The 20341-nt window shown below is 42.5% G+C and carries 13 protein-coding genes; 6 read left to right on the top strand and 7 right to left on the bottom strand.

The genetic code is table 11. The annotated features are described in order from the left end of the window. Positions 1 to 2: 2 nt before the first annotated feature. The 3 genes from J8L71_RS15265 to J8L71_RS15255 all read right to left on the bottom strand — a co-directional run bounded on the left by J8L71_RS15265 (position 3) and on the right by J8L71_RS15255 (position 7195). Positions 3 to 3221 carry a S41 family peptidase gene (locus tag J8L71_RS15265; RefSeq protein WP_211001289.1) on the bottom strand — a complete coding sequence of 1073 codons (3219 nt, stop codon included), beginning with the start codon at positions 3219 to 3221 and terminating at the stop codon, positions 3 to 5. Positions 3222 to 3377: 156 nt separating this feature from the next. Beyond that, entirely contained in the window at positions 3378 to 4775 is a 1398-nt protein-coding gene (locus J8L71_RS15260) for a 5-methyltetrahydrofolate--homocysteine methyltransferase (RefSeq protein WP_211001288.1), read from the bottom strand. Positions 4776 to 4807: 32 nt separating this feature from the next. Continuing rightward, the gene (locus tag J8L71_RS15255) at positions 4808 to 7195 is read right to left on the bottom strand and encodes a TonB-dependent receptor (protein WP_211001287.1); all 2388 of its coding nucleotides are present in this window, start codon (positions 7193 to 7195) and stop codon (positions 4808 to 4810) included. A gap of 141 nt (positions 7196 to 7336) precedes the next feature. Here J8L71_RS15255 and J8L71_RS15250 point away from each other — a divergent pair, with 141 nt between their 5' ends. Both J8L71_RS15250 and J8L71_RS15245 read left to right on the top strand, forming a co-directional pair. Next, positions 7337 to 7753 carry a MerC domain-containing protein gene (locus tag J8L71_RS15250; protein WP_211001286.1) on the top strand — a complete coding sequence of 139 codons (417 nt, stop codon included), beginning with the start codon at positions 7337 to 7339 and terminating at the stop codon, positions 7751 to 7753. A 402-nt stretch (positions 7754 to 8155) separates the two neighbouring features. Further along, the gene (locus tag J8L71_RS15245) at positions 8156 to 8992 is read left to right on the top strand and encodes an alpha/beta hydrolase-fold protein (protein ID WP_211001285.1); all 837 of its coding nucleotides are present in this window, start codon (positions 8156 to 8158) and stop codon (positions 8990 to 8992) included. 21 nt (positions 8993 to 9013) lie between these two features. On the opposite strand, the gene J8L71_RS15240 is transcribed toward J8L71_RS15245, so the two are convergent. Both J8L71_RS15240 and J8L71_RS15235 read right to left on the bottom strand, forming a co-directional pair. Beyond that, complete coding sequence (locus J8L71_RS15240; protein ID WP_211001284.1) at positions 9014 to 9916, bottom strand: homocysteine S-methyltransferase family protein; 903 nt, start codon at positions 9914 to 9916, stop codon at positions 9014 to 9016. Positions 9917 to 10082: 166 nt separating this feature from the next. Further along, positions 10083 to 10328: a DUF3297 family protein gene (locus J8L71_RS15235; RefSeq protein WP_004586033.1), complete on the bottom strand. Its 246-nt coding sequence runs from the start codon at positions 10326 to 10328 to the stop codon at positions 10083 to 10085. 631 nt (positions 10329 to 10959) lie between these two features. On the opposite strand from J8L71_RS15235, the gene J8L71_RS15230 reads away from it, so the two are divergent. The 4 genes from J8L71_RS15230 to J8L71_RS15215 all read left to right on the top strand — a co-directional run bounded on the left by J8L71_RS15230 (position 10960) and on the right by J8L71_RS15215 (position 17240). Beyond that, on the top strand, positions 10960 to 12543 hold the full coding sequence (locus J8L71_RS15230) for an alkaline phosphatase (RefSeq protein ID WP_211001283.1): 1584 nt from the start codon (positions 10960 to 10962) through the stop codon (positions 12541 to 12543). Between the two features lie 11 nt (positions 12544 to 12554). Next, positions 12555 to 14342 (top strand): alkaline phosphatase, encoded by a 1788-nt coding sequence (locus tag J8L71_RS15225; RefSeq protein WP_211001282.1) that lies wholly within the window; start codon positions 12555 to 12557, stop codon positions 14340 to 14342. A 125-nt stretch (positions 14343 to 14467) separates the two neighbouring features. Next, on the top strand, positions 14468 to 15181 hold the full coding sequence (locus J8L71_RS15220; protein ID WP_211001281.1) for a hypothetical protein: 714 nt from the start codon (positions 14468 to 14470) through the stop codon (positions 15179 to 15181). 295 nt (positions 15182 to 15476) lie between these two features. Then, positions 15477 to 17240 carry a P-loop NTPase fold protein gene (locus J8L71_RS15215; RefSeq protein ID WP_211001280.1) on the top strand — a complete coding sequence of 588 codons (1764 nt, stop codon included), beginning with the start codon at positions 15477 to 15479 and terminating at the stop codon, positions 17238 to 17240. A 104-nt stretch (positions 17241 to 17344) separates the two neighbouring features. Here the strand turns inward: J8L71_RS15215 and J8L71_RS15210 are convergent, their stop codons facing one another. Together J8L71_RS15210 and J8L71_RS15205 are read right to left on the bottom strand one after the other, a co-directional pair. Next, positions 17345 to 19234, bottom strand: a complete 1890-nt coding sequence (locus J8L71_RS15210) for a monovalent cation:proton antiporter-2 (CPA2) family protein (RefSeq protein ID WP_211001279.1) — start codon at positions 19232 to 19234, stop codon at positions 17345 to 17347. Positions 19235 to 19326: 92 nt separating this feature from the next. Beyond that, on the bottom strand, positions 19327 to 20220 hold the full coding sequence (locus J8L71_RS15205; protein WP_211001278.1) for a DUF4097 family beta strand repeat-containing protein: 894 nt from the start codon (positions 20218 to 20220) through the stop codon (positions 19327 to 19329). Between the last annotated feature and the right edge of the window lie 121 nt (positions 20221 to 20341).

Here is a 20341-nt window from a genome sequence, read left to right as displayed (position 1 = left end):
AATTAAAACTTAGATGGTGCTGGTGGCACTACTAAAGGTTGCTTAGGGTTTTCTTTAAGCTCCTTTAATAACTCTTGTACAGCGCGTTCTATTGATGGATCTTGGCCTTTATAAATAAGTTCTGGACGGTCAACCACTTTAATATCAGGTGCAACGCCTTCGTTTTCTATAATCCAGTTACCTTGGGTATCTAAAATACGGAAAGTAGCCGCAATGACTTGCCCGCCATCTACAAGGCTTGGGTTACCAGAAATACCAATTAAGCCACCCCACGTACGCGTACCAATTAACTTACCTAAACCCGCTTGGCGGAAGTAGTAAGGAATTGCGTCACCGCCTGAGCTTGAATAGCCGTTTATTAGCATCGCTTTAGGGCCGTCGTGTGCAAACTGTGGTGTTTTAGTGGGCTCGGTACCGCGGCGTTTCCAATAGTTAAGTGGTTTACGCGCAAGCCACGTGATCATATGCTCAGGAATAAAGCCACCACCGTTGTATCGGTCATCAATAATCATGGCGTCTTTAGTGGTTTGCGGCATGTAATTTTTAAACATGGCGCGATTACCTTCATACGCGGTATTTGGCAGGTGTACATAGCCAATACGCCCATTTGATAGCTTATTAACGTAGGCTGCACGCGAGTTAACCCAATCTAAATAACGTAGGCCTTGCTCACTGGCTACAGGTTTTACTGTTACTTGCCACGCGCCTTTGCTACGCGGTTTGCTGTTTAGTACCAGTTCAACTTGCTCGCCTTGGGTGTTTTCAAGGAGTTCGTAAAAGTTAGCCACGTCTTTAACCGAGCGGCCATTTACCGCAATTATGTAATCGCCGTTATGTGCTTTTACGCCTGTAGTACCCAGTGGGGAGCGGAAATCGTCATGCCAGTTTTCACCTTTGAAGATTTGCTCTATTTTTACATAACCCGATGGGTCACTTGCAAGCTTAGCACCTAATAAACCGTGGTTTTTACGCTCGGCTTTTGGCATATCACCCGATTGCACGTAAATATGGCCTGAGTTAATTTCGCCGGTAATTTCACTAAGTATGTAATCAAGGTCGCTACGATGGCTAATGGCATCAGCCATAGGCTGGTATTTAGCTAAAATAGCATCCCAATCTTGACCGTGGTGGTTTTCGTCGTAGAACCAGTCACGCAATGTGCGCCAGCCTTCTACGTACATTTGTTGCCACTCAGCTTGCGGGTTAATTTTAAGTGTCATTTTACTTAAATCGAGCTTATTAGCGTTTAGGTCTTGCTTTGGTTTAGGCTCTATTAAGCTGTAACCGCCACTTGTATGTACAAGAAGATGTTCGCTGTTGCTCGATATAGTGTAATTGCTAACGCCTTTAGCAACGGTTTCTAGCTCGCTATCGTGCTCGGTGCCTATAAGTTGTAAACCACCATTGGCAAGTGTAAGCACGCTGTCTTTTACTGCGGTTAAGCCACGGTAATTGCCCGCTGGTGCATTAAGCGCGGTAACACGTTGCATAAAATCGCTACTTTGCAGTGCGTTTTTAACTTTTTTGTCGTCTTCTTTTTCGTCGTCATCGTCTTTTACAATCGTGGTTTCGTCACTTTGTAAGGCAATAAGCGGTTTAACACTGTCGTTTACTGCGGCCGCATAAATACGGGTGGCGCGGTTAAACATGTAGTCAAACTCGTAGCTGCTAAACGTAAGGTTAAAGTCGCGCTCAGAGCTAAAGTAAAGGTATTGGCCATCTGGCGAAAAGGTTGGGTTTTGCTCGTTACTCATTTCGTCTGTTAGGCGCGTTACCTTTTTCTTTTTAAGGTTGTAGTGCCAAAGCGATGCATAACGGTTTTCGTTATTTTTTACATACACAATATCTTGGCTATTAGGCGACCACGTATATTGAGTAATGCCGTCTTCGTCGTAAATGCCGGTATCAATTTTGTGTTGCTTGCCCGATTTTGCATCTAACCACCACAGTGTGTGGTTTTTATCTGCAAACAACAATTTAGTGCTATCGGGTGACCAAATAGGCGTAAAGCGCCAAATAGTGCCATTGCTAGTAAGTTGTTTAATGGCATTATTTTTACTGCGATCTTTTAGGTAAATTTCGTACTCGCCGCTTTCATCGCTCATGTAAGCAATGTAACGCCCATTTGGCGACCAGCTTGCGTCTATTTCACGGCTTTTTTGAGTGTACGATAAGTTACGTGTAGGGCCTTGTTTAACAGGTACACTAAATAGCTCGCCACGGGCTGTAAATACAGCACGTTTGCCATCGTGAGAAATAGACATAGAATCAATAAAGTCGCTCACATTTTTGCTGTAAGGCATGGCGTATTGGCGTACGCCTGCAATGTTAATGCTCAGCTTAGTGCTTTTTTGTGTTTTTGCGTCAAAACGATATAAGTAACCGCCGTTTTCATACACAACCGCATTAGGGCCCGCTGATGGCCAAAGTACGTCAAAGTTTTTATAATTAGTGAGCTTTTTAGGCTCACTGCCTTTGCGGTATTGGTAAAGGTTTAATGTGTAATCACGATCAGATACAAAATAAATATTGTCGCCAACCCAAGTAGGTTGCTGGTCAGTTGCGGGGTTAGTGGTAAGTTGCTCTGAAGTGTTATTTTCTAAATCGTAAATCCATACGTCTTGCGCACGGCCGCCACGGGTGCGTTTCCAGGTGCGAAACTCACGGTCAATGGGCGTATAAACATACTTGCTACCATCAGGGGAGAGCATACCGCCGCCAGTTTCTGGAATAGCTAAAGGTTGCTCAAGTCCACCGTCGGCAGGGACCATATAAGGGCGGCCCATACGTTTTCCCCACGGGGTGCGGTTTGCTCTAAACACTACATTTTTGCCATCGGCTGTCCAATCTAAAACGCGGTAATCAAAACCACCACGCGGTGGCATTGGGCCAACATCGTTATAGTAGGTAAGTTGTTTAAGGCCTGAGCCGTCGCTGTTAATTACATAAATTTGGCGGCTGCCGTTATATTCGGCTGAAAATGCAATGCGTTTACCGTCAGGAGAAAATTTAGGAAAGGTTTCAAAACCAATATGATCGGTTAAACGTTTACTTGCGCCTGTTTGCGTATCAGCAATATAAATATCGCCGCTGTAAACAAAGGTCACGTTTTGGTTATGAATATCGGGAAAGCGCAGTAAGCGTGTGTCTTTAGTTTCATAAGCAGATACACCCGGTGCGATAACCGCAGCCAAGAGTGCTAAGGTTGTTATTTTTTTCATGGGATTACATCCTATATTAAAAGCGGTTACATCATAACAATCAGGTTATAAATAGCGATGCACTTGTGATAAAAGGTCTGTTACAAAATGTGAATAAAAAAGGTTGGCGTTAAGCTGCCAACCTTTATGTAAATGCTCTTTATTTAGCGCATAAAATTAATGGTCGTGGTCATCTTCAACCTCAGCAATACCTAACCATGTTAAGCCTGCTGGTGGAAAAGTTAACTCTAGTTCACCTTCAACCTCTAAGTCTTCAAGGTGTACTTGCACAACGTGCTGAGCAATTGGGTCGGCAACATAAGCAAACTCACCATTTTGCGCCACCGTCATGCTAAAGCTCATACCTTCAGGCATGGTTGATACATCTTGTTCGGTAATATCAACTTGGCCTGCAAGTTCCCAGTGCATTTCGCCATCATGGTCATGCCCCGTAAGTACATTTAAAAAGCCTAAGCTGTCGAGCACTAAAAAGTGTTCACCACTGGCTGAAAAAGAATAAGATACAGCACTTGCGCCATCGGCTAGTTGCCATTCTACTTCTTCCATTTCGGCATTTTCAGGATGAATACTCAGTAATACTGAGCCACTGCCATCGTGTCCTGCGGCAACACCAAAAATAGTGTCGCTATTTTCGTGGCCATATAAAGTACCAATGCGTTCAGTGCCTACCGCTTCTATATTTGCTACTTTTTGTGCTTCGTATACATCACCTTGCTGGTGAGCTATTAGCACACCATCACCACAACCAAATACAACATAGTCGTGATTTTGTGCTGCACCGTGTAAATCAGGGCACGTAACTTCTAAGGTCTGTTCAAGCTCGTATTCACCATCATGAAAGTGATAAACACCTACTTGATCTGGCAGTACTTTAGCAACCGATGTGTTATCTGCATCGTCGCGACGAATAGTTGATAGCAAATGCTCACCTCGTGGCTCTGCTACACCGTGCATATTTATATCGTAGCTAATACCAGGGAGTGTTGGCGTTGCGTTAGTGATATCGCTATCCGTTAACACTTCAACCGAAGCTGGCGCACCTGAATCTGCATCGCCATCGTAAAATATGGCTAATTGTCCGTCGTGGGTCATTAAGTGTGTAGGGCGGCTGCCACTTGTTAGCTCGTAGCTACTAAATGCAGGGCCTTGCTCGTAATCATGCAAGTGCTCACCGTGATCTTCGCGCCACATACCGCCGTCTATAAACCCTAGGTAATCTTGAGTTCGGTTTGTAATTACAGCGTAACGAAAGTCAGGCGAAGCCGACAACGTATTTGACTCATCGTTTAATACAAACGTATCAAGCAGTGCGTTATCGTCTAAATCAAAAAAGCTCGCTTCGTTGCTATCCCCAGCCAGTACGGCAAGTCTGCCAAGTGAGCTTATGGTATAGCCGTCGTCATGGTCGTGATCATCATCATCGTCGTGATCATGTTCATCTTCTACAACGATAGGATCTTGTTCCACAATGTTGGTTTCTGCATCGCCACAAGCTGTAATAAATGTAGTACTAATTGCCAGTGCAATAAGCTTTAATTGATATAGCTTTTTCATGTTTATTTCCTTTAATTATAATTTTTTAACGCTTAAAAATAACCGCGAATACCTAGCGCAAAACTACGTCCTGGACGTGGCGCTATATCCTTTACAAACGAGCTGTGCACGCGTGCCTCTGTATCTGTTAAGTTGCTACCTCGTAGGTACACAGACATATCTTGGTTTAATACTGAAAGGTCGTAAGAGATGCTTGCATCAACCAATGTGTAACCGTCTGTGGCTGTTTCTTGTGGGGCTGTGCGGTCTTGCTTTTGATAGCGAGTAACGTGAATATGCGCACTGAGTTTATCTGTTTGATAGCTTAGCTCGCTACCGAAACGAAGCGGTGGAGTACGGGGTAAATCGCCGCCGTCTTTAAGGCGTGCACGAACGTAATCTGAGAATAAATCTACTTTAAATTCATCGGTTAATTGCCACGCAATTTGCGCTTCAAACCCGTGTAAAATTACGTCGTCTGTTTTAAATAAATAAACCGGCAGTTCTGATGAATGGTCGTGTTCGTCAGCGCCTTCTTCTTCATCGCCATGGTCGTGGCCACTTTCGGCGAATAAACCGGTGTCTATTTGGTAATAGTAATTATCTACTTGGTTGTAAAAGGCATTTAAAATAAAGCCAACATCACCTTGGGTTTTACGCAGGGTTAAATCGATATTATTGGCTGTTTCCAAATCAATTGCTTGATCAGATAAACCCAAATGGCCGTCTTCATCTAAATCAAATAGTGCACCTACTTCGTAAGTGCCAGTACCAATGTGTGGCCCAAACGATAACAATTCAGAGGCAGAGGGCGCACGTTCAGAGCGCGATACAGAAAGGCCTAAGTTATAGTTAGGTGTAAAATCCCACACTACGCCTGCTGATAAACTGATTGGTGTAAATTCATGCTCTACGTCAAATACGCGGGTAATTTCTGCACTTTCTTCATGGTCGTGATCATGTTCGTCGGCTTCTTCTGCTTCATCGTGTGCGTGAGCATCAATATTTGGCAGTAATACGTCGCCTGCATCAATGGTTACACGCTCTATACGCCCACCTACTTGCACTAAAAAATCACCAAAGTGTCTTTCTTCCATTAGTGCTACAGCAAAGCTTTCGGTTTCTGATGGAGGCGTAAAGGCCTCTTCACCTTGTGCTTCAACATCGCTTTGTTTGTAATGAAAGCTAATGCCGCCATTCCACTCGTTAAATTGGTTATGTAGTAGGTCTATGCGTAATTCATTTGTTTCGTTTTTAAAAGTAGTGCCTACAGCGCCACCTTCAATTTCAGCGTGTTCGTAGTCGGTATGGCCAACGCGCAGGTTTACTTTGTTTAGCCATTTATTATCTAGGTTGTACTCACCTAATAATTGCACCTTAGTTTGTTCTAAATCAGCAAATACGCTTTCTTCTTCGTCGCTGTGCGTATGGCCTGGAATGCCGTATTGACGATTAAATTGCTCTACTGCTAAGCCAATAAAGCCGTTATCCATTAAATAGCTAGCGCCAACAGTAAAACCGTCAGACTCTTCATTACTGTTTTCAACAGTGTAATTGCCACTATGGCTTTCATCGTCGCTATCTATATCTGCGGCTACAGGTACCTCGTAGTCGTCGGCCTCACGCCAAAATGCATCGGCGTAAAAAGCCACCGAGTCTGTGCCTGTGGTGGCATTAAACGAGGCTACTTTTTGGTTATCTACCGAGTTATGTTCTACGTTCCACTCGCCGCGTGTTGTGCTGTCGGTTGGTACACGGCTATCTACTACATTAACCACACCACCAATCGCTCCGCTACCATAAAACAGTGTTGCTGGGCCGCGTAATACTTCAATTTGTTGTGCGGTAGAGGCTTCTGATGCAACAGAGTGATCAGGGCCAACGCGCGACACATCGCTTACATCAAGGCCATTTTGAGTAATGAGTACACGCGGGCCGCTTAAACCACGAATAATTGGTGTACTGGCTACTTTACCGTGAAAGTTAGTATTAACGCCTGGGAGTTTTTCAAGGCTGTCGCCAAGGGTTGCAGCTTGTTGTCGTCTTAATTGTTCGCCAGATAAAACGCTAACAGGTGAGGCAGATTCCATTGCCGACATATGAATAGGGGTTGCTTCAATATCAATAACTTCAATAGGCGAACGCTTTAAATTAAACGTAACCGATTGGTTTTCATCATTCGTTATTGTTATATCGCGATGAAGATGCGCATAGCCAGGGGCTACAACGTGAAGTTCTTTTAAGCCATTGTTTAGCTCTGCTATAACAAATTTACCGTTTTCGTCGGTGGTGACTTTAAGGTCTGAGCCTTCAACTTCTATGGTTGCATTGGTAACTATTTTACCTTGATTGTTTAAAACAACGCCTTCAATTGTGGATGCCAGCACACTTGCTGGTAATAAAGCTGCGATGAGAACAGCTAATTGTGATCTAGGTTTCATTTGACTACCTTGTTAGATGTTATATTATATCAATTATGCGAGAAATGTTATAATGTATCAATAGTAATTAACTGTTGTTACTAAAATGTCTCCTTAAAGGTAACGCTTTTGAGTAGAGGCACTAATTTAGTAGAGGAAATAATGAAGTCGAGTCAAAGTGTTATGGATCGTATGGCGATTGGGTTATCGTTAATGTGTACAGTACATTGTTTTGCAACCCCGGTTATTTTAGCGCTATTGCCAAGCTTTGCTGTACTGCAAATAGATAGTGAACAATTTCATTTATGGATTCTTGCAGCGGTATTACCCACCAGTTTATTAGCACTGAGCTTAGGCTGTAAAAAGCATAAGCGTAAACGTTATATGGCCTGCGGCGTTATTGGACTGTCTTTTATGATATGTGCGGTATTGCTAGGGCATGAAATAGCCGAAAAAGCACTAACCTTAATAGGATCAGCGTTTATTGCTGTGGCTCATTGGTTTAATTACCAACAATGCCTTAAACAAAATGATGATAATTGCCCGTGTTCAGGCGATGAATCTGATCAGGTAGTTTAGCGGTGTTAGTGCTACAAACAACTAACGTGTAGCACTTTAAATTAATACCCTAGTGTTTAAATTTTTTAATAGCTTAAAGTAATAAGTGGGTTAAAGTAGTCATCCAATATTGGTTTATTATGCTTGGCTTAGGTTAGGGCGTGCTGATCTTTGCGGATTGAAATTTGTTCAATCTAGGGGCGATTAAATCGCGGCGCGAGGTTTGTAACCTAGTGGGCTAAGTAAAAACCGAGTAACAAAGAGTTTATCGCCCCTAGGCAGAACCCGAAGGGCAGCGCATGTTTGGCATTTATGCTGCGTTATCGCCTATTTATGGGGAGTAACCACACTTCATAGGCTCTGCCTTGCCTAAAAACCAAACATACTGCTGCAAATTCAACCATCAAGGATCAACACGCCCTAATGAATACTGCTGTAAAATACTTACTGTTACTTTGCGCTTTAATGTGTTTTAAATTAAGCGCAAATACCCCGTACCAAATCCCTAGAAGCAGCGTTATTGAGCTCACTGAGCCCGTGACCAATCGGGTATACCCTGTTTTTATTCAGCTTCCTAAGTCATATAAAAAGCACCCTGAAAAAATATATCCAGTTATTTATTTAACCGACGCGCCGTATACGTTTCCTATTGTGGCGGGTGCTACACGGTTTCCTATGAATAGCGGTAAAATGCAGCAGGCTATTATTGTGGCCATTAGCTACGAAAAAGGCTCCAAAGGGTCTAATAGTCGAATTAGAGACTACACACCAAACAAGGCTCAAAGCTGGAAAAAACAAACCGGTAACGCTCAAAACCATGCGCTGTTTTTAAAAAATACGGTACTGCCATATATAGAAAATGCCTACCGAGCAAGTAGCACACAAAAAACCTATATTGGTAACTCTTTAGGCGGCTTATTTGGTGCCACTATTTTATTTACGATGCCCGATTTATTTAACAATTATATTATTGGCAGCCCATCAGTTTGGTTTAATAACAATGCGATTTTAGCGCTTCAAGCATATAAACCTAAAGTGCCTACTAAGGTTTATATATCGGTGGGGGCAAAGGAAACCCCAAGTTTTGGTGAAGGTCAAAATATGGTGGAAGGGGCAAAGCAATTAACGCAAAAAATTAATGAACTTAGCAGTGACAATATTGAATTAAAAAGCGTTGTTATTGAAGGGGCGAGCCATGCAACCGCTTTTCCTACTACGGCGATACAAGGGCTTGATTGGGTAACAACAAATAAGCCCTAATATTTAAAAAGCACTAAATGCCTAAGCGCTTTCAAGTTCCAGCTTCCAGTTTGCCAGTACTTCAATAAACTCTGGGCCTATACCACAGCAGCCGCCGATAATGCTTGCGCCCTGGCTGTGCCACTTTTTAGCAAAGCCTAAGTATTCTGAAGGTGAAATATCGCGGTACGCTTGCGATCCTTCGTTGGCTTTGTAGTCGCGCGCGATAGGTGTAAAGCCATTAGCAAACGCGCCTAAAACAACGCTTTTATTTTGCTTGGCTAATACTGCGTTGGTATCGCTAAAGGCTTGCTCTATAACCTCAGGTATTGAGCAGTTAAAGAAAATACCCGCAACATTTTGTTCAAGCAAAGCCGCTACTGCGTCACTTACCAGTTCACCAGAGCGAAGTTTAGCTTGCTCGCTTACCACATCATTTAAGGTAAATGCGTAATAACATGGCTTGTTTGAGCCTTTAAGTACGCTTGCCATAACGTGTGCTTCTTCAATGCTCGATATGGTTTCGCCAATCCATAAATCTACATACTCGTCTTGCGCTTTATATAACGTATCTAAAATAGTAAATGCGCGCTCGCTTTCAAATAGTTCAGGGCGGTAAGAGCCAAATGCTGGTGGTAATGAACCTGCTACTAATACATTTTGTTTAGCGTTTTGAGCAACTTCTTTTGCGATGACCGCAGCTTGCTTTGCAAGAGCTGCGCCTTGAGCTTGGTATAGCGCTTCACCTAAATGAAAGGGCACACAGGCATAACTATTAACGGTAATTATTTCAGCGCCGGCATTTATAAAGCCTTGGTGGGCCTGCGTTACAAAATGCGGGGCTTCTATTAGTGCTTGTGCACTCCACAGTGGCTGTGTAAAAGGCGCGCCAATGCGCTTAAGCTCGCGTCCCATGCCGCCATCTAAAATAGTGAGTTTATTCATAACAAGCCTTTGTGTATCTGTACAATATGGCGCTATTCAACCATGTTTTTAATAAAATCATAATGAAACTTCATCACCTTTAACATGAAAGAAGCTCAATACTTTTCAATAGGTATAAAAAAAGCGACATCTCGTAGGAGAGTCGCTTATTTGAGTAAGATTGAGCTTACTTATAAAATACCTCTACCGTACCTTTTACTTTCATAAGTAATGGCTGACCGCGGCGGTCTAGCGCTTTAGGTGCGGCAATTTTAATCCAACCTTCGCTAATGCAGTATTCTTCTACGTCAAAGCGTTCTTTGCCATTTAAGCTTACGCCAATTTCGTGTTCAAACACTTCTTCTACGTAATGCTTGCTGCGTGGGTTAATAGAAAGCTGATCAGGTAATGCTGGTTTTGTTGAATCGGTCATGGTTTTAATCTTTATTAAAAAGTGATGCGCTATTGTAGGTAATCCACTCAATACGCTCAAGGTTTAATACATTAGTGATTAAGGTCTGCTGACCTTTCAAGATTAAACTTGCAGCAAGCTATTTGGTATTTAGACCGGCTGAGACTATGAAGTGTGGTTATTCCCCACAAATAAGCGATAACGTAGCTTTAATGCCAAACAGGCGTCTTTTTGGTTCTGTCTAGGGGTTATTTACTCTTGTTGCTTACATGAGTGTAGATAAGGGAGAGTGGGCTGGACACGAAGGATTTGCCCGGTTTTTAGTTATTCTTACATGGATGTAAGTCATCTAGCTCAAAGCCTTGCGCCGCGATTTAATTGTCTGGCAGAAACCGTAGTTTCATGTCTAGTCCACTCTGGTTTAGGTGTAACATTTGTGCCAGTTTTAAATAACTCTTTTAATAATTTACCTTACATGTGTAGCGTTTAACCGCTGCGCTTTTTTTGTCTTATTTTTGTAATGGTTTAGTCATAGTTTCTTCATCAAAAAGTCCTTTGGTAGTCATCTCTGTTTTTTATAGTGCTGCGGTTACAAATTTGAAGCATGCGCTTCAAGCAAAAAATAACCACTACACTATGGGAATAATAAAGGATGAAAATTAAAAAAATTGCTGCGGCAGTTGGCTTAACGCTTATGTTAAGCACAGCAAGCCATGCCAATGTATTACCGCAAAGCCAAACAGATAGTAGCTGGTATACCAATGCCCAAACCACGTTAGCTGCCAAAACGGTTCAAGCACAAAACGAAAGCACAACAAAAGCTAAAAACGTCATTTTATTTGTAGGCGATGGTATGGGTGTATCTACCCTTACTGCTGCACGTATTTTACAAGGCCAGCGCGCGGGTGAGTTAGGTGAAGAAGGTTATTTAAGTTTTGAAGAGTTCCCATACTCGGCGCAAGTAAAAACGTATAACGTAGATGCGCAAACCCCCGATTCTGCGGGTACCATGACCGCGATGATCTCAGGCGTTAAAACCGATGTAGGCGTAATTGGTGTAGATGAAGATATAGAGCGCGGCGCGTGTTCAACTGTTGCGGGCAATGAGCTTTTAACGGCTACGGAGCTTGCTGAAATAAAGGGCCTAGCAACGGGTATTGTTTCAACGGCGCGTATTACTCATGCAACACCTGCGGCAACCTATGCTAAATCCGCAGACCGTAACTGGGAAGATATCTCAGACATGCCAGAAACCGAAACAGCGTGTGAAGATATTGCCTCGCAATTGGTAAATTTTGAAAAAAACCTAGAAGCCCGTTTTGTAGGTACCGACGTAGATGGCCTTGATTTTGTAATGGGCGGCGGTCGTCGTCACTTTTTACCAAAAGATGCTGCCGCTAACTCAGCGGATGCAGTAAGTGAGGTAGAGGGCGATCGTACTGATGAACGTAACTTAGTGACTGAGTGGCAAACTCAATACCCACAAGGTACTTATGTAATGGACCAAGCGGGCTTTGATGCCATTGCTGACGACGCTACTAAAGTATTTGGGTTATTTAACGAATCTCACATGCAATACGAAGCCGACCGCGCAAACGATGTAGCGGGTGAGCCTTCATTAAGTGAAATGACCAGCAAAGCAATTGACGTATTAGGCAAAAACGAAAATGGTTTTTTCTTAACGGTTGAGTCGGGCCGTATTGACCACGCACACCACGCGGGCAATGCTTATAACGCACTTAACGACACCATAGAATTTGCCAAAGCAGTACAAGCTGCGGTAGATAACACCAACCCAGAAGAAACCCTTATTTTAGTCACCGCCGATCACAGCCACGTGTTTACGATTGCTGGCTACCCTAAACGCGGTAACCCAATTTTAGGCCAAGTAGTTGCCGTTGGCGAAACCACACCAAGCCTTGCTGCCGACGACATGCCTTACACCACAGTAGGTTATGCAAATGGCTTAGGGTTTAGAAACTTCGTTGATGAAACAGATGCCGATGCCGCTTATTTAACTGGCCCAGTTGCTGGACGTGTTGAGCTTACAGGCGTTGATACTACTACTCCTGGTTTTCACCAAGAAACCACAGTACCCCTTGGCTCAGAAACCCATGCCGGTGAAGATATTTCATTGCATGCTAAAGGCCCAGGTGCACAGCTAGCTCAAGGCGTAATTGAGCAAAATGTAGTATTTCACTTAATTGATCAAGCTCTTGAACTAACTCAGCAATAATGGCGGCTAACATGAACAAATTAACAGCACTTTCTTTAGCAGTAATGGTCGCGCTTGCAGGTTGCAGTGACAACGACAAAGACGAAAATAATATACTCGCGGTAGATAACACCATTGCCGTAGGCTCTGAGCAATGTGTTAATGGCGGTGTAGAAACCCAAACTGGCGTAGATACAAACGGCAACGGCGTGCTAGATAGCGACGAAGTTAGCTCTTCTAACTTGGTATGTAACGCACCGGCTACGTCACTTACCAGCGAGCAACTTGAATCACTCACCAGTAATACATGGTTTAGCGGCGCACAAGCACAGCTTGAAAAAACACAGCAAGCAAATGCAAGTGTAGTTACAGAGTCGGGTAAAGCTAAAAACGTTATTTTATTTGTAGGCGACGGCATGGGTATTTCTACCGTAACGGCTGCACGTATTTTAGCAGGCCAGCTTGAAGGCGGTTTAGGTGAAGACTACCAGCTAAGCTTTGAAACCTTGCCCTACTCAGGTTTTGTTAAAACCTACAACGTAGATGCACAAACACCGGATTCGGCTGGCACTATGACGGCAATGGTGTCGGGTGTTAAAACCGATGTGGGCGTCATTGGTGTAGATGAAGACATTGAACGCGGTGACTGTTCAACCGCCCAAGGTAATGAGCTAGTTACCTCGCTAGAACTTGCAGAAATTGCCGGTAAAGCAACAGGCCTTATTTCAACGGCGCGTATTACCCATGCAACGCCTGCAGCAACGTATGCTAAATCGGCTGACCGTAACTGGGAAGATATTTCAGATATGCCAGCAGGTTCAGAAGCCTGTGAAGATATTGCATCGCAACTAGTTAACTTTGAAGCCAATCTAGAAGCGCGTTTTGCCGGTATTGATGTAGATGGCATAGACGTAGTAATGGGCGGCGGTCGTCGTCACTTTTTACCAAAAGATGCAGCAGCAAACTCAGCCGATGCAGTCAGTGCGGTAGAAGGCGATCGTACTGATGGCCGCAACCTAGTGACCGAGTGGCAAACAACTTACCCAAGCGGCACATACGTTATGGATCAAACTGGTTTTGATGCAATCAGCGACGATGCCACTAAAGTATTTGGTTTATTTAACGAATCGCACATGCAATACGAAGCCGACCGCGCAAACGATGTAGCGGGCGAGCCGTCGCTTTCGCAAATGACCGAAAAAGCAATTAACGTACTAGATAACAACGACAATGGCTTTTTCTTATCGGTAGAAGCAGGGCGTATTGACCACGCGCACCATGCGGGTAACGCATTTAATGCCTTAAACGATACTGTTGAGCTGGCTAAAGCGGTAAAAGTGGCAATGGACAATACCAACCCAGAAGAAACGCTAATAGTGGTAACTGCTGATCACAGTCACGTATTTACCATTGCAGGTTACCCTAAACGTGGCAACCCAATACTAGGTAAAGTGGTGGCCGTGGGCGAAACCGAGCCAAGCCTTGCCGCCGACGATATGCCATACACAACGGTTGGTTACACCAATGGTTTAGGCTACAGAGATTTAGGCGATGAAACTAACGCCGATGCCTCTTATTTAGCCGCACCGGTTACAGGGCGTGTAGATTTATCAGACGTTGATACAACTACACCGGGCTTTCACCAAGAGGCACTTGTTCCCCTTGGTTCAGAGACTCACGCAGGTGAAGATGTGGGCGTATACGCAATGGGTCCAGGCGCTCATTTAGTAACAGGCACTAATGAGCAAAGCTTTTTATTCCATGTAATGGACTTTGCGGCTGATTTAGTTAAAACAGCCGACGAAAAAGTAACGCAGTAAGCCGCTAACTTGTATGTTCAAAAACAACTCGTACCGTGTGCGAGTTGTTTTTTTATGTCATAAAAATGCCATTGTAAGTCGTTATTGTATAGCTATTACAGTGATGTTTAAAAAGAGAAAATTTAATGAAACTCGCATTATTTTTAATGGCAACACTTGCCAGTACCAGCACGTTAGCGCAGCAATGTAATATTGATAGCGCACATTTAAAAGCAGACTATAAAATTACGAATACTCATAACCATGAGCAAAGCACACAGTCGCTAACGCTTTGGCGCAATAGCTCGCAAGTAGCGCACCAACGTGAGGTTATTACCGAGCTTTGGCAGCACTTAGCTAACAAGCAAATTCGCCCCATTCGTTATTTTAATGCCGAGCAACGGGGTATTGAGTATCAGCCATCTGAGGTGCGTGGCATACAAAATTGGAGTGCTAAAAACCAGCTGGTGGATGCGCATTTAATCGAAAAAATGACCCTTTTAAACACCCAAGGCACAGGCTGTGATGAAGTAAAAAACTACGAACTTACCGAGGGCGACAACCAATTTAAACTCGCTTTATTTACCAAATCAAACTTAGTTAAAAGCTTTAGCGTAACTAATAATAAAAACCACACTCACACTTCACTTACTCTAAATGATGTAAGCAGCAATAAAGCAGAAATAACCGCACAGTTTGCCAAGTGGGATCGCTTTCAAACCACCGACTACGCCGATATTGGCGATAACGAAAACGACCCGTTCTTAGCAAAAATGATCAACCTTGGTTTTATAGAGCACAGCGCAACAGGGTTTTATAACCAACAAGGTAAAGCGATTCAAGGTGGGCACCACCACTAGGTTTTAGCGTTTTTAAATGTAGTAGCTCATAGCTGGAAGGATGATAGGTGGCTATGGGCTACAAGTAGGTATTAAAAAGTAGATTAATTTAAGCCATTCCCCCCCAAGTTATACTGCAAACACTTCCCCATTTTTATAGAACACATACCGTCAGCCGCATAATATTTATAGTTGGTAATAATTTATACTATTTGATATTAATAGAAGTTCTCATCATAGGGACATTGATACGATAAAATTAGGAAAAATGTCCCTTGGTAATATATCAACTAACATCGTGATCATTGGGGCTACAATGAAGCAAGCGGATCAAATTATAGAGCTATTACAAGACACATCATTCCCTCAGGTTGTATTACTTGATGGAGCATGGGGGAGTGGTAAAACACACTTTATTAAGCACTATTTAAGAGCAAAAATTGAAGAGCTATTTGGTCAAAAAGTCTATTTTTTCTCTCTTTATGGTATTTCAAGTATCGATGACTTTAGAGATAAAATCATCTCATTATCGCTGACTGACAAAGAAGAGGCTTCTGTATTCGCAAAGTATTTCTCTAAAGCCATTGATGGAGCAGCACAGAACCTTGGGGAAAGAGGGATTGGTGCTGTATTAAGTGGGGCTGCGGGAGCATATAAATACAAACTATATGGTGAGCTTGATGATTGTATATTGATTTTAGATGATTTGGAGCGTGTTGCTGATGAAAAGCTAATTAAAAATATTTTAGGTGAGAGTTTAAGTTTAGCTGAGTCAAAAAATATAAAAGTAGTTGTTGTTGCAAATGAGGACAAACTTAATTGTAAAAACGATATTGAAAAAGTATTTGCGGATAAATATAAATTTAGCTTTACACATGAGGAGGTGGTTTCAATCCTTAAAGTAGAATATGAAAATCTTGATGATCAATTAGCTAACGAGCTTCTTTTAAATATTACTGCAATAAACTCTAAAAATATTAGAGTTTTAAAAAGAGCTTTATCAAAGTTTACACGTATTCAAAGAGAAGTATCTGAAATAAAAAATGTTGTGCTTGACCAAGCACTGTCGAGAATCTTAAGTGATATAGTAAGAATTTGTTGTGCGAAGTTTGAACATTCCTTCTCTAAAGAAAAAATTATCGATGCAATTGATTCGAGAATTATAAGGCAAATAAAAAAAAGTAATGACGAAGCAGAAATTGAAGGTTATAAAAAATTAGATGCAATATTTGAAGGCGCGATTAATAGATCGAATCAGAAGTTATTAAGTTACTGTTGTGATGGGCTTTATGAATTTTCCAACTTAGAAGTTGAACTAAATTTACCAATGCGACAGACGCTCCTAGATGCTATGCAATCTATATGGGTTCAAAACCAATTATCAGAAAGTGATTTTAAACATGGAGTTCAATTACTAGAAGAGTACATCTTCTCTAAAAATGATATAGATATTTACAAGTGGTTTAGCACTTGTGATATGTACATATATATGCAGACTAACAAAGTGATCGAATCGACAACGTATACGAAAGCTACCCTGTTAAGATTATGTGATGATATTGACGTTAATCAATTTAAAATTACAGCAGTAGAGGATGATTTTGATCAAAGAAGGCGTATTAGTTTTTACAATGAAGAGGTTGATAAAAGATTTAACTTGAAGAAAGCAGAGTTAGAAACTTTAAAGGCTAGTAATAAAAACTCGGAATTTTCTCAAAAATTTCAAGCATCATGGGCTAGTGTAAAAAATGAGGCTCACCAAAATTTGATGCACACGCCATTTTTTCAAAATCTTAATGTAAATATTGTCAAAGCAGCTCTTCAGACTTGGTCTAACGAGGAGGTTTTTCAGTTCGTAAGATTCATTAATGAGAGATACCGCTTTAGTAATATTGACGATTATTTTCAGCCAGAATTAGAAGCTTTAAAAACAATATCTTCAATGGTGGGCTCTTTATTAAAAGAGATTGGTTTTGGACTAAAAGTAGCTAGTCTGAGTGAGCTTCATGAAAAGTTACTTGAAGCTCACTCTAAAATGGAACTAAATATTTCAAAAAAAGAGCAAATAGCTGGACAGTGAGCTATTCAATCAGATGAACAATAATCGTCTTTTTCTACTACTAGACTATTTTATTCGTTATTGCCTCCCAACGAGGCAATATCATAGTTTACTAATCGCCTAAACTACTCCAAATGAGCATCATCAGGCTTTTTAGGTTTACTCGCTACTTCTGTTAAGCCATCTTCGCAATCGCCGCTGTCGCAGGTATTTAAATCGCTTTGTGCCTGCTTGTCTTGTTGCAGTACTTGTTTTAAATCTTCCATACGTTGGCGCACGGCTACGCCGTAGCTGGCGTCGTCGCCCCACAGCTCGGCAAGTTGCACAACCGCAGCGCGGTCGTGGTCTCTAAATAGTTTTCCGGCGCGCTCGGCATCTTCTTTATTGTTACCTAACAGCTCAAGTGCCTCTACTGCAAGGTTAATGGCGGAGTCGACCGTTTCGCGGTTAAAGGCATCTACTTTTAAGTTAAGCATTTGATACGCATGGCGACGGTCGATTGCGCGGGCAACAATTTTAAGCTGCGGGTAGTTTTTACGCGCGAGCTTAATTATTTGTATGGTTTTATCTGGGTCGTCTATTGCTACTACTAGCATTTGTGCGGTATGTGCGCCTGCGGCTTCAAGCAGTTCTTGGCGTGCAGCATCGCCATAAAATACGGTATTGCCAAAGCGGCGTAGTAACTCTATTTGGCTTGGGCTGTGATCAAGTACAGTAATGTCGTAGCCTTGGGCGTGTAATAAGCGACCCATAATTTGCCCAAAGCGTCCGTAGCCCGCAATAATTACGTGTTTTGCGCTACTAATTTGTTCAGGCTTATCAAACTCAGGCTGAGCACTGCTGCTGCGTTTTTGTATTTGCTCGTACACCATTAATAGCAGCGGAGCAATAAGCATTGAAACAGCTACCACCAAGGTTACTACCCCTGTTTGCTCTGGTGTTAAAATGCTTAATGTAGTGGTTACGCTTAGCAATACAAAGGCAAATTCGCCGCCTTGCGCCAACGCTAAGGCAAACAGTAAACGCTGCTTTTTACTAATGTTAAAGGTAACGGCAAGGGCAAATAGAATGCAGGCTTTTACCACAATGAGTAGGGCAACGAGCGCGATCACAGTAGTAAACTCATCAGCTAATAACTCAAAGTTTATTGATGCGCCCACGGTGATAAAAAATAACCCTAACAGTAGGCCTTTAAAGGGTTCTATGTCGGCTTCGAGCTCGTGTCTAAATTCGCTTTCGGCAAGCACTACACCGGCTAAAAATGTACCTAGCGCCGGAGATAAGCCAATACTTTGCATCACTAGCGCTATGGCCACCACTAAAAACAGCGCAAAAATAGTAAATATTTCACGCATGTGGGTTTGTGCTATGTATCTAAATAACGGCGCCGACACATATTTTCCGCCGACAATGATAGCGGCAATAACTGCTACCGATATGCCTACTTGCTGCCATACCGGCCAGCTTGCAATAATAGAGTCGCTAATCTCTTTTGAGCTACTCTGCGGTGCAAAAGCCAGTAGTGGCAGGAGCGCTAAAATAGGAATAATGGCGATGTCTTGAAACAACAAAACCGAAAACGCGTTTTGCCCGGCTTCTTGCTTTAACCAGCCTTTTTCTTCAAGGCTTTGCAGCACAATAGCGGTAGATGAAAGCGCCAGCATTAAGCCTATTGCTAAAGCAGTTTGCCAATGCATGGTAAAAAACCAATAACAAAACGCAAAAATAGCTGCGGCGGTTAGTACCACTTGTAAGCCGCCAAGTCCTAATATTGAATGGCGAAGCTTCCATAAACGCGAGGGTTGTAGTTCAAGGCCGACCAAAAATAGCATCATCACTACGCCAAATTCAGCAAAATGCATTACATCAGTTTGATCGCCCACCACACCTAAGGCATAGGGGCCGATAAGTATGCCCGCAATTAAATAACCAAGTACCGAGCCAAGCCCAACACGCTTGGCAATAGGTACAGCCACTATGGCCGCTGCTAAGTAAATTAAAGCTATTTCTAACACGCGTATGTCCTAAGACCCTAATAATATCAAGGCTTTTAGCATGGCTTAGTCGCTTTTAAAATACAATGGGTCATGTGGCTGAAAATGCTAAATTAATCAGCTACTTTTACGGGGCCGTTAATGTTATCAATGCTTACATCGCCTGAGCCTGCCTCAGTAATAGTAAGCCCCTTAGCATGATTTACACGAATGTCGCCCGAACCATCTTCAATAGTTACGTTTGCTTGCACGTGCTCAATGACTAAATCGCCAGAGTTATCGTCTACATCAACCGGACCATTAATATTATTAATAGCCATGCTGCCTGAATCGTCTTCAACAGTTAAGGTGCCGCGCACATTGCTAATGCGCATATCACCCGAACCATCATCAACAACTGCATTGCCGCTAACATTATTAATATTTATGCTGCCAGAGCCGTCGGTAAGTGCTAAGTTACCGGTGATGTTTTCAAGGGTTATATCGCCTGAGCCATCTTCAATGGTGAGGTTTTTAGCGCTGTTTATAGATAAGCTGCCAGAGCTGTCTTCTACGTTAATGTTATTTTGCATGGCGCTTATAACAATGTCGCCAGAGCCATCATCAATATCTAGGTTTAAGTTGCTTGGCACGGTTACAACTACATCTATATGTGGAGATTGGCCGCTGTAAAAACTAAGACCAATGCGGCTTTTATTTTGGGCAACAAGCTTTGCCTGTTTACCGTCTTGCTCGAGCGTCAGCTCGTACTCATCTTCAATGTCGGCGGTAAAAATTGTGGCATCTACACTGATGCTGGTGGCATTGGGCGAGCCTTTTATTTCAAGAGAGCCTGGACCGCTTAATACGTTTAAATATTCTAGGTTATTGCTTGGCAGTGATAACTGCTGAGTTTGTTTTACTGAGGCAACGCTTGGCGATATATGAAATACACAGCCGCTTAATAATAAAATGCCGCCAATAAGTGAAAGTGGTTTTGTAATGTTAGATACAGTTGATGAGCTCATGTTTAGTCCTTTGTGTTTGTTATTTATGCTTGTTTTGTATAAGCATAGTAGAGCAAAAACGAGACCAACTGTAAGTTGTTGATTTTATTATGATGAGATGTGTTTATGAAAGATGGACTTA

Origin of the sequence: Pseudoalteromonas sp. MMG007, assembly GCF_018100985.1 — a bacterium.
GTDB lineage: Bacteria > Pseudomonadota > Gammaproteobacteria > Enterobacterales > Alteromonadaceae > Pseudoalteromonas.
The sequence above is the reverse complement of the archived record's forward strand: the minus strand, read 5'-3'. Positions and strand labels throughout refer to the sequence as shown.